Here is a 1,256-nt window from a genome sequence, read left to right as displayed (position 1 = left end):
TGTAGTGGTCTAATTTCCCCGGACACCCCGATAGGTGGAAAATACATCTATCGAGGAGTTATTCATGACCAAAAAACGCAGGGCATTCGACGACAGCTTCAAGCTGCAAGTCGTGAAGATGATCAAGGATCAGGGGCTAACCATTACGCAGGTTTGCCAAGATCTGAACATTGGTGAGACAGCCGTTCGACGCTGGGTTCAACAGTACGAGGCAGAGCAATTGGGGCAGGCCGGAATCGGCAAGCCATTGACGGCAGAGCAACAGCGCATCCGGCAATTGGAACAGGAAAATCGCCAGCTCAAGATGGATAACGACATCTTAAAAAAGGCTACGGCCTTCTTTGCCCGCGAGCTGAAGTAAGGTATCGACTGGTTCGGCAGCTGCAACAGAAGGCCTACTCAGTGACGCATGTCTGTCGGTTACTGAGCATCAGTCGCTCGGGCTTCTATGAGTCGCAAAAGCGTGCTGATGCGCCCGTCCGGCAGAGTTGTCCTGTCGTTGTGCAACTCAAGGCGTCTTTTGCCGAGAGTGGTGGCTGCTACGGCAGCCGGCCCTTGCGCGATGCTTTGCGCGGCAAAGGCCTGTCTGTTGGGCTGTATAAAATCCGCCGTTTGATGCGTGCCAATGGGCTACGTTCGGCTTGGAAGCGCAAGTTTGTGCACACGACCGATAGCAATCATGATCTGCCGATTGCCGAAAATGTACTGAGCCGAAAATTTGATCCGGCGGCGCCAAACAAGGCTTGGGTGGCAGACATCACCTACATCCGCACCCGCAGTGGCTGGCTGTATCTGGCCGTGGTGTTGGACTTGTTTTCACGCAAGATCGTGGGCTGGTCGATGGCTCCGAACATGCCGGCAGAGCTGGTGTGCACTGCGATGCAACTGGCCATCGCACAGCGCCAACCGCCGCCAGGCCTGATTGCCCACTCGGATCGTGGCAGCCAATACGCGAGTGCAACTTACAGAGAGTTACTGGCAAGAAACGACATGCAGCAGAGCATGAGCCGTAAAGGTAATTGCTGGGACAATGCGGTGATGGAACGCTTCTTCCTGAGCTTGAAAATGGAGCGGGTATGGCGACGTGACTACGCCAATCATACCGAAGCGATCCGCGACATCACCGAGTACATCGTTGGGTATTACAACAACGAACGGCTTCACTCGAAACTGGGATATCTGCCACCGACCGTCTATGAGCGGGCGATGGCGTCAAAACCACCTATCGAGGTGTCCGGAATTAGTTGACCACTGCA

1 protein-coding gene is annotated in these 1,256 nt (G+C 54.6%); it reads left to right on the top strand.

The window, feature by feature from the left end; translation table 11 throughout:
* Positions 1–64: 64 nt before the first annotated feature.
* Positions 65–1,248 (top strand): IS3 family transposase gene (locus tag EJA70_RS16175; protein ID WP_218574210.1). Its coding sequence is split into 2 segments (ribosomal slippage): positions 65–329 and positions 329–1,248, totalling 1,185 coding nucleotides; the frame shifts between segments, so codons are not numbered across the junction.
* Positions 1,249–1,256 lie beyond the last annotated feature (8 nt).

This window comes from Pseudomonas sp. PB103 (genome assembly GCF_009764635.1).
GTDB lineage: Bacteria > Pseudomonadota > Gammaproteobacteria > Pseudomonadales > Pseudomonadaceae > Aquipseudomonas.
The sequence above is the reverse complement of the archived record's forward strand: the minus strand, read 5'-3'. Positions and strand labels throughout refer to the sequence as shown.